This window comes from Christiangramia qingdaonensis, from assembly GCF_048381525.1.
In the GTDB taxonomy this organism is placed as follows: domain Bacteria; phylum Bacteroidota; class Bacteroidia; order Flavobacteriales; family Flavobacteriaceae; genus Christiangramia.
Map to the genome: position 1 here is coordinate 525078 of NZ_JBLWIM010000012.1, position 9051 is coordinate 534128.

General features: G+C 40.4%; 9 protein-coding genes. 2 read left to right on the forward strand and 7 right to left on the reverse strand.

The annotated features are described in order from the left end of the window. Both ACNI3T_RS07300 and ACNI3T_RS07305 read left to right on the forward strand, forming a co-directional pair. The coding region (locus ACNI3T_RS07300) for a CYTH domain-containing protein (protein ID WP_418227256.1) at positions 1–292 on the forward strand (292 nt) is incomplete at its 5' end. After that, positions 289–792, forward strand: coding sequence for a YciI family protein (locus ACNI3T_RS07305; RefSeq protein ID WP_418227257.1), 504 nt, complete (start codon positions 289–291; stop codon positions 790–792). The genes ACNI3T_RS07300 and ACNI3T_RS07305, both read left to right, overlap by 4 nt. Here the strand turns inward: ACNI3T_RS07305 and trxA are convergent. The 7 genes from trxA to ACNI3T_RS07340 all read right to left on the reverse strand — a co-directional run. Beyond that, complete coding sequence (gene trxA, locus ACNI3T_RS07310; protein WP_418227258.1) at positions 785–1081, reverse strand: thioredoxin; 297 nt, start codon at positions 1079–1081, stop codon at positions 785–787. The two genes, ACNI3T_RS07305 and trxA, sit on opposite strands and share 8 nt — an antisense overlap. Before the next feature lie 52 nt (positions 1082–1133). Next, the gene (locus ACNI3T_RS07315; protein WP_418227259.1) at positions 1134–1913 is read right to left on the reverse strand and encodes a phosphatase PAP2 family protein; all 780 of its coding nucleotides are present in this window, start codon (positions 1911–1913) and stop codon (positions 1134–1136) included. Positions 1914–2070: 157 nt separating this feature from the next. Next, the gene (locus tag ACNI3T_RS07320; RefSeq protein WP_418227260.1) at positions 2071–3468 is read right to left on the reverse strand and encodes an efflux transporter outer membrane subunit; all 1398 of its coding nucleotides are present in this window, start codon (positions 3466–3468) and stop codon (positions 2071–2073) included. Positions 3469–3476: 8 nt separating this feature from the next. Next, complete coding sequence (locus tag ACNI3T_RS07325) at positions 3477–6608, reverse strand: efflux RND transporter permease subunit (protein WP_418227261.1); 3132 nt, start codon at positions 6606–6608, stop codon at positions 3477–3479. 21 nt (positions 6609–6629) lie between these two features. Continuing rightward, positions 6630–7757, reverse strand: coding sequence for an efflux RND transporter periplasmic adaptor subunit (locus ACNI3T_RS07330; RefSeq protein WP_418227262.1), 1128 nt, complete (start codon positions 7755–7757; stop codon positions 6630–6632). Positions 7758–7779: 22 nt separating this feature from the next. Then, positions 7780–8262 (reverse strand): GbsR/MarR family transcriptional regulator, encoded by a 483-nt coding sequence (locus ACNI3T_RS07335; RefSeq protein WP_418227263.1) that lies wholly within the window; start codon positions 8260–8262, stop codon positions 7780–7782. Between the two features lie 149 nt (positions 8263–8411). Continuing rightward, positions 8412–9051: phospholipase A (locus ACNI3T_RS07340; RefSeq protein WP_418227264.1), on the reverse strand; the 640-nt coding region annotated here is incomplete at its 5' end.

Genomic DNA, 9051 nt, shown 5'->3' on the forward strand with positions numbered 1-9051 from the left:
CCGGTATGAGTGGGAAAAGGAAATACCAGTTGACGAAGCTCAGGAACTTCTCAAGCTTTGTGAGCCGGGAAAAATAGAAAAGTACCGTTATCTCGTGACTTTAGGACAACATGTATTTGAAGTAGACGAATTTCTAGGAGATAATAAAGGTCTTAGTATCGCAGAGGTTGAATTAAAATCGGAGCAGGAACATTTCCTGAAACCTGAGTGGCTGGGGGAGGAAGTGACTGGTCAAACCCAATATTATAATTCCCAGCTTATTCTTAATCCCTATAAAAACTGGATAAAATGAAACATCTTATCTTATCAGCATTCCTCACTCTATTTATTTCCTGTGATCAATCTTCTAAAGAGGAGGCTTCCGAAGAAATTGTAGAGGCAATAGAGGATACGATCGTAGAAAAGGAAGTTAGTACAAAGTCCATCGAAGAAGACCTGAAAAAGAAGGGCTACCAGACTTTTAGTTATAAGGAAGGAGATACCACGTATCTAATGCAGCAATATTATATGGTTTTTCTGAAATCCGGACCTACCAGAAGCCAGGATTCGACTGAGGCTGCAGAACTACAAAAACAACATCTGGCTCATCTGGAGCGTATGGCTACTGAAGGGTTTACCAGTTTAACGGGACCTATGGGAGACGATGGCGATCTTCGTGGAATCGTAGTTTTTAATACTGCGACTCAGGCTGAAGCAGATAGCCTGGCAAATCTAGATCCCATGGTAAAAGCAGGTAGACTAAAAGTCGAAATACATCCATGGTGGGCTGCCAAAGGCGGGAAGCTTAAATAGAAGTGATCTTACTTACAATATCGTGTTTGGGTAATAAGCCTGATTGTCTCCAGAATTGTTTCCCGTCCTTGAAGAGGATCATGGTTGGAACTCCTCTAACTTGATATTTCGAAGCTAACTCCTGATTCTTATCTACATCGATCTTTACGATCTTAACCCCATCGCCAAGATCATTCTTAACTTCTTTTAAAATAGGTGCAAGCGATTTGCAAGGTCCACACCAGTCCGCATAAAAATCTACTAACACTGGAGTTTCTCCAGAAATAATATCATTAAAACTACTTTTCATCTTTTTCTTTTAAAGTTAAGAAATCTATAGTCCCAATTATTTTAAAAGCAGGTTAAAAAGTACCTACGATCCCTACCCGGCCAAGACCTACCTGCATTTTCCAGCTTATTTTATTTGGATTCTGTACTCCGTAGTTACGTTCGTTCTTCAGGTATTTATCGATACTGTCCACAACCGCAACACTAATTGCAAGACTAAGTCCTACATCTGTTAGCCAGTGTGCACCGGACCATAGCCTGGAAACCGGCGAGACCATTCCAACTCCTATAAGTCCAGCCTTTACAAAAGGATTATCGAACTGCTTGGATAGTGCATACAATGTAGTAAACGATAAGATCGTATGCCCAGATGGAAAAGAGTGATATTTTCCTTCGCCGCTAAAAGGATCAAAACTTGCTTTTCCTTCTCCGCCTGTTGGTCTGGCTCTTCCTACCACGGTCTTAGAAATCGACTGAATGATGCCCGAAGCAGTAGCTGCCGAGATCATCAACACCCCAGTTTGTCTTATTTTCTCATTCTTGGTGAATAAACCAACCAGGTATACTGCGCCAGTTACTCCATAATTATTTTGCGGACTCCCAAAGTACCATCCAAAATCCTTAACCACTTCTGGTACATCTTCACCCTGGTCCATAAAGTATTCACTGGTTTCTTCATCAAAAATATAAAGGGCAGCGGTCCCGGCAACAACTGCTCCTGCCGTGATAAAATCATCTTTTTGCCATCTAAGTGGAGAAGAATAGGTATTCTTTATTCCGCCAAAAGCACTGGCACCGTCATATTTTAGAAGTTCCCAGGTCGTGGGAATACTGTCATTTTCTAGCTTCTCCATATCCTGAGACCAAGTAAAAGAGGAACTCAAAAACACCAAACAAAAACAAAGGGATTGTAATTTTCTAAGCATATTATAATTTTAAAAAGTGACCTCAAACCCTAAAGCCTGAGGTCACTATCAACCAACAACTAACTATGAAAAAACTAAATTTTAATTAATTCCAGCCGCCACCTAAGGCTTCGTAAAGATCGACAATTGATTTTAATTGATTGTACTTTGCGTTAGCAAGATCTAAACTCGAATTTAAGGCATTCTGTCTGGCCGTTAAAACTTCAAGGTAATTGGCAAGCCCATTATTCAGTAATTCTTCGGAATAATCTGTCGCTAGATCATAGGCATGGAATTCTTTCTGTTTTACATCGATCTTTTCTGATGCGGCCTCGTAAGAATACATGGCATCTGAAACTTCCTTACTCGCCGTTAAAATCGCCCTTCTAAATTCAAGTCTGGCCTGTTCCTGTTCTGCCTGGGACACTTCATATTCAGTTCTAATAGCTCTTCCGTTCAAAATAGGCTGAGCCAAACCACCAATAACGGTAGCGAAAAGTGAATTAGGATCAAAAAGATCTCCTTTATCTAAAGCCTGTAATCCCCCAGTTGCACTTAAAGTAAGTGAAGGATAGAAATTGCTTTTGGCAACATTGGTCAATTCAAACGCATTTACCAGATTATATTCCGCAGCAATGACATCAGGGCGGTTACGTAACAATTGTACCGGAACACCAATATTAAGATCTGTTGTGATCTCCTGCTCATCCAGGTTGGACCTTTCAATTAACATGGGTGCTTCACCCAGAAGTATAGAAAGTGTATTTTCAAGTAATCTTGCTTCATTTTTAAGGTCTATCAAGATAGCTTTTGCGGTGTATAGCTGCGCTTCAGTTTGCTGCACCCCAACTTCAGTAAGAGTTCCAGCTTCCTTTAAAGCTTTTGTAGTCTCAAGGCTATTCGCCCTGGTTTCTACCGTCCTTTCAGTAATCGCGATCTGCTCGTCCAAGGTCAGCAATTGATAGTAGGTTGAAGCTATATCTGAGATCAACCTTGTTTTCACTGCCTGATGTGCCGCGATACTTTGCAAATACCTGGCATCGAAAGCACGTTTTCTACTTCTAATCTTACCCCAGATATCTGCTTCCCAGGACAGATCTGCACTTAACTGATACTGGTCCAGTGAACTAAACAAACTACCAAACTGGCTATTTTGAGAAAGTTCCTGGTGAGTAAAGGTAGCATTAGCTCCCAGAGTTGGAAGGTAACCAGCTTTACCTTGTTTTACGTAAGCTTCCGCAGCATTGATCTGTTGCATTGCCACGCGAATATCAATGTTATTTTCAAGGCCTTTAGAAATATAATCTTGTAAGATAGGATCTGTAAACATATCCTTCCAGGAGACAGTGGCCATATTCAAACTATCCTGGTCTATCTCGTCGGTTCTGTAGTTCGCTTCTTCAATTACCTCTGGTTGTTCGTAATCTTTAGCAACAAAACACGATTGAAGGCTAAGGATTACAACTCCTACCAAACCAAATTTCATGTTATATAATACGTTCATTTTCAATCTTATTTAGTTTCAACAGCTTCAGGTTTCTTACCTACTTTTTCCTGCAACCACTGGAAGAGAATAAACAGGATAGGAATTACGAAGACTCCCAGAATAGTCCCGATCAATAATCCTCCGGCAGCACCGGTACCAATAGAACGGTTACCTTCTGCACCAACTCCTGAAGCAAGCACAAGTGGTAGTAATCCCAGGATAAAGGCAAAAGAAGTCATAAGAATTGGCCTTAACCTGGATTTTGCTCCATCAATGGCGGCATCTACGATAGCCTCCCCCTGTCGTCTTCGCTGCAAAGCAAACTCTACAATTAGAATAGCATTTTTAGCAAGTAAACCTATTAGCATGATCAATGCGATCTGGAAATAGATATTGTTCTGTAATCCTGAAAATTTTGTGGTGATATAAGCACCAAAAACTCCAAGAGGTAATGAGAACAGCACTGAAAACGGCAGTAAATAACTTTCATATTGTGCCGCCAGTAAGAAGTAAACGAACACAATGGATAATAGAAATATCGTGGTCGTTTGGTCTCCGGCATTTACTTCCTCCCTGGTTAGACCACTGTAAGCAGTCGTATAATTTTCAGGAAGTGTACTAGCGACTTCTTCAATTGCTGTAATCGCATCTCCTGAACTAAAACCTGGATTGGTCGCACCACTGAGCTTAGTAGAATTAAACAGGTTGAAACGGGTTACAGATTGTGGCCCATAAACTCTTTTAAGATTCACAAACTGTGTGATAGGACTCATTTCTCCGGAAGACGTACGAACGTAAAGCTTATTAAGATCAGATTTTTGTGCACGATCTTCGGGATAAGCCTGTACGTAAACCCGGTATTGTTTTCCGAATTTAGAGAAATCGGCAGCATAAACTCCTCCAATATATCCCTGAAGTGTACTGAAAATTTCATTTACCGTAACGCCTTTTTCTTTAGCTAAGGGTACATTCAATTCCAGTTCGTATTGAGGATAATTGGTATTAAAAGAACTTTGTGCATATTGAATTTCGGGTCTTTCAGAAAGTTTTCTGATGAATTCCTGGTTGGCTTCATCCAACTCGTTAAAACCTGACCCAGATCTATCCAGTAAGTTCACTTCAAAACCTGACGAATTTCCGAAGCCGGGAATACTTGGAGGTGAGAAGAAAATAATATTTGCTTCCGGGATGGTTGCCGCTATACCGAACAACTTTCCTGTAATACTTTCAATAGATAATTCATCGGTGTCACGTTCTTCCCAGTTATCCAGTTTAATAAATCCAAGACCGTAATTACTTCCTGCACCACTAATTAAACTTCTACCGGCAATTACTGAAACTCCCTGTACACCTTCAACATCCTTTACTTTCTGGTACAGCAAATCATTTACTTCCTGGGTTCTGTCTATGGAAGCACCGGCTGGTAATTCCAGGTTTACGAATATAAGTCCGCGATCTTCATCTGGTACAAAACCTGAAGGAGTCGTAGAGGCAGACCACCAGATTCCACCAATCGCGAGGATCAGGATCAAAGCAGTTATCCATTTGTTCTTGTAGAGAAACTTCAGGGATCTTCCATATCTTTCGATAGTCGCATTAAATCCTCGGTTAAAACCATCATAGAACTTCTGAAGGAAACTTTTCTTACCATTTTTCTTCTCATCATGAGTCTTCAGAAATAATGCACAAAGAGCAGGGCTAAGGGTTAATGCGTTAACTGCAGAAATGAATATTGCCACGATTAGCGTGATTCCAAATTGCTCGTAAAACACACCAGTTGGTCCCTTGATGAATGTCACAGGAATAAATACCGCAGCCATAACCAGGGTGATCGAGATGATCGCTCCAGAAATTTCGTTCATGGCAGTTGTAGTAGCTTGTTTGGCACTTTTAGCACCTTCATCCAGTTTTGCGTGGACGGCTTCCACCACCACAATGGCATCATCTACCACGATCCCAATGGCTAACACCAGCGCAAACAAGGTCAATAAGTTGATACTATATCCAAAAAGGTTCAGGAAGAAAAAAGTACCAATAATAGATACCGGAACCGCAATGGCTGGGATCAAGGTCGACCTGAAATCCTGCAGGAATATAAACACTACAAGAAATACAAGTATAAATGCTTCAATTAGCGTATGTGTTACTTTGTTAATCGAGGCATCTAGAAATTCATTTGTATTGTAGGGCACGTAGATCTTCAGACCTTCAGGAAGATCTTTTTCAACTTCTGCCAGTCGGTCTTCAATTTCCAGAATAATATCACGTGCATTAGATCCTTTGGTCTGGAAAACTCCCATGTTAACCGCAGGATAACCTTTAGTCATGGAACTTCCGCTATAACTCTGAGCATCGAGTTCGATCTCAGCAATATCTTTTAGTCTTAGGAATTCTCCATTTCCAAGAGCCTTGATCACGATATCGCTGTATTGCTCTTCAGTATTGTATCTACCACTATATTTAATGGTATAGTTAAAAGCTTTACCATCATTCTCACCAAGAGAACCGGCAGCAGCTTCCAGACTCTGCTCATTTAAAGCAGCGATCACATCTGCAGGAACAAGGTTGTAAGCTGCAAGTTTATCAGGCTGTAGCCAAATTCGCATTGCATAATCCTTACTACCAAAAACCTGAACATTCCCAACTCCATTTACCCTTTGGATTTCAGGAATTACATTGATCTTCAGGTAATTCTGAATAAAAGTATCGTCATAATCCTTATTCTCACTAAAAAGAGAAAAGAACATCAGAGCACTCGTTTGTTGTTTCTGGGTGGTGACCCCGGTTTGTTTAACTTCTGCAGGTAATAGAGGATTTGCACGAGCCACCCTGTTCTGTACGTTCACCGCAGCAATGTCTGGATCAACCTGTTGATCGAAATAAACCGTGATCTCTGCAGTACCATTATTAGTAGCTGTTGAGGTTAGATAGGTCATTCCCTCCACACCGTTGATCTGTTCTTCAATAGGAATGATCACACTTTCCAATACTGTTTCTGCATTGGCACCTGGATAAGAAGTGCTCACGGTAATCGTTGGTGGTGCGATGTCAGGATATTGCGTGATAGGAAGGTTGGAAAGACCAAGTACCCCCAGGATCACGATAATGATGGAAATCACCGTAGAGAGTACGGGTCTTTCTATAAATGTCTTTAGCATAACGTTTCTTTTTCCTGAAATTTATCTGAATACCTTTTCAATAGGCTTAGCCACACTGTCGAAAGCGACTGGTTGAGGCTTAATTTCGGTATCTGGTCGTAATTTGGCCAGGCCTTTTGCAACAATTGTATCTCCCTGCTTCACGCCAGATTGCACTACATATAAATTATCTATTCTTGTAATGATTTCCAGTGTGGAACTGGTTACTTTATTGTTGGCTCCAACCTTATAAACAAGTACTTTTCCCTGTCTCTCAAAGGTGGATTCCTGCGGAACGATCAAGACATTCTCATAGGTCTTCGGAATTACAATCTTTCCGCTGTTTCCATTAGAAAGAATTCTTGAAGGATTGTCAAAAACTGCTCTGAAGGATATGGATCCGGTATTCTCATTCACCTGTGAATTGATGGTTTCGATCTTTCCTTTTTCAGAATAGGTTGTTCCGTTGGCAAGTTTCAGTTCTACTTCCGGCATATTATTGATCTTTTCCTGAACTTTTTCTCCTTCATATTCTTTCAGAAAATCAAGATATTCAGTTTCATTCATGGAAAAGTAAGCGTAGACCTTGCTAATATTGCTTACGGTGGTTAACGGTTGAGTACTGGTAGGGCTCACTAAAGCGCCTTCACGAAGTCTTATGGAACCTACATAACCGTCTACCGGACTTTTAATATTGGCATAACCAATATTAGCAGCAACACTATTATAGCTGCTTTGCGCCTGTTGCAGTTTTGCTTTTGCCGTTTCCAGCTGGACGTTACTAATAATGTTCTTTTCAACTAAAGGTTTTAGCTTATCTACCTCTACCTGTGCTGCATTAACGTTAGCTTTTGCTGCCGCTGCATCCTGGTTCAGAGATTGAGTTTCAAGTTTAAAAAGTAACTGACCTTTCTTTACTTCCTGTCCTTCATCTACAAGAACATCTGTAATATATCCGGAAACCTTCGCACGAACCTCACTGTTAATGATCCCTTCGATCTTAACGGGATAAGTGGTATAACCAGTAAGTGTTCTTTGAGGAACCTCTGTTACCGGAAATGGCTTTGCCTGTGGATTTGCAGTCTGGGCTTGTGATTCTCCTTCATTCCCGCAGCCCGCCAGGACTAAGATCAGGACGAATAAACCTGAGATTGATAACAATTTTTTCATTTCTACTTTTCTTCTTCAATAATTAATTTTCCAGTTCCTGGTTCATTTGTTCGATCGTACGTTCCAGGTTTTCTTTTTGCAATTTTAAATGATCCATATATAAACGACCTACACCGCCAGATCTCTGAAACTTCTCTTTATTGTAGGTTGAATTGAACTCTTGAATTTTATCAACGACCCTGATCTCTTCTTTCGTCCTGTTCATTTCGTCGTTGAGGGTATTCTTGAGATAGGTTCTGCTTGCCCTGAAATAGCGCTTTCTATCCCCGGATTTGGTGAAGTATTCTACTTTTTTGGTTTGTAGCAGTAATTTAAGTTGTGTAGAGACAGAACTTTTACTTGCCTGGGTGATCTCGATGATTTCATCAAAGGTATGGCCATCGTTAGGAGACAGGATCATGATGATATAGATCCTCGCTGATAATGGAGCGAGATTATGTATTTTTTCAAAATGAACGCCGATCTCTTCGATCAGTTTTCGTTTTTCTGGTGAACAACAATCCATGCAATTATTTTTAATAAGGATGCAAAGATACAGTTGGTTCTGAACTAACCGAACTAATCAAACTTAAATGTTCGTTAAAAAACATTAGTTCCTAGCTAAAAGTCATTGTCTGCACAATTTTAGAAAAGCAGCAGTTATGGAAAGGAAGATTATCTTGTTCGTAAGATATTGAGGTCTGTAGATTTGATGACATACCCAATTCTAACCATACTGGTATACTTATCGTAATCGATAAGACTTTCAGCATAACCAGCGAACCATTCCAGCATCAAATACTGGTTTCCAGAATTATTGAATAATTTGTAATAAAGCTTGGTGCCTACAGATCCTTTCCAATCTTTCAAGCCTTTTCTAACTGTCATCTCGCCAATCAATAGATCTCTGAAAAAGGTCTGTTGTACTTTGACTTCAGCTAAACCAACATAATCCAGAAGATCAGGATGATTTTCAGTATACGCAAATGGAACCCAGGCTTTCGCACTTAACATAGTGCGCCTTCCCAGCGGAGTATGAAACATTCCGGAAACTCTGTTCCAGCTTCTGCTAGCCAGACTGTCCCTTCCATTGGATTCATGTTCCAGCTGCAGTTCTGCCAGGGCAATGATTCTATTAGATTTATCAAATATTGGCTTACCTACTCCAACGGCGGGATTAAAGTTGATCTCTTCAAAAGGGCTCGATTTGTCATAGATATTCCAGAAAGCTTTTTGTGTATAGCTAACAAACAAATAGCTGTTAAGAGGTAGGGTCGCACGGGAAATTAGCTGCTTAAAACTAATCTGATATTTG

Excerpts from the sequence above, each read along its gene's own strand:
- ACNI3T_RS07335 (WP_418227263.1), bottom strand. The coding sequence starts at position 8,262 with ATGGATTGTTGTTCACCAGAAAAACGAAAACTGATCGAAGAGATCGGC.
- trxA (WP_418227258.1), bottom strand. The coding sequence starts at position 1,081 with ATGAAAAGTAGTTTTAATGATATTATTTCTGGAGAAACTCCAGTGTTA.
- ACNI3T_RS07325 (WP_418227261.1), bottom strand. The coding sequence starts at position 6,608 with ATGCTAAAGACATTTATAGAAAGACCCGTACTCTCTACGGTGATTTCC.
- ACNI3T_RS07305 (WP_418227257.1), top strand. The coding sequence starts at position 289 with ATGAAACATCTTATCTTATCAGCATTCCTCACTCTATTTATTTCCTGT.
- ACNI3T_RS07330 (WP_418227262.1), bottom strand. The coding sequence starts at position 7,757 with ATGAAAAAATTGTTATCAATCTCAGGTTTATTCGTCCTGATCTTAGTC.
- ACNI3T_RS07315 (WP_418227259.1), bottom strand. The coding sequence starts at position 1,913 with ATGGAGAAGCTAGAAAATGACAGTATTCCCACGACCTGGGAACTTCTA.
- ACNI3T_RS07320 (WP_418227260.1), bottom strand. The coding sequence starts at position 3,468 with ATGAACGTATTATATAACATGAAATTTGGTTTGGTAGGAGTTGTAATC.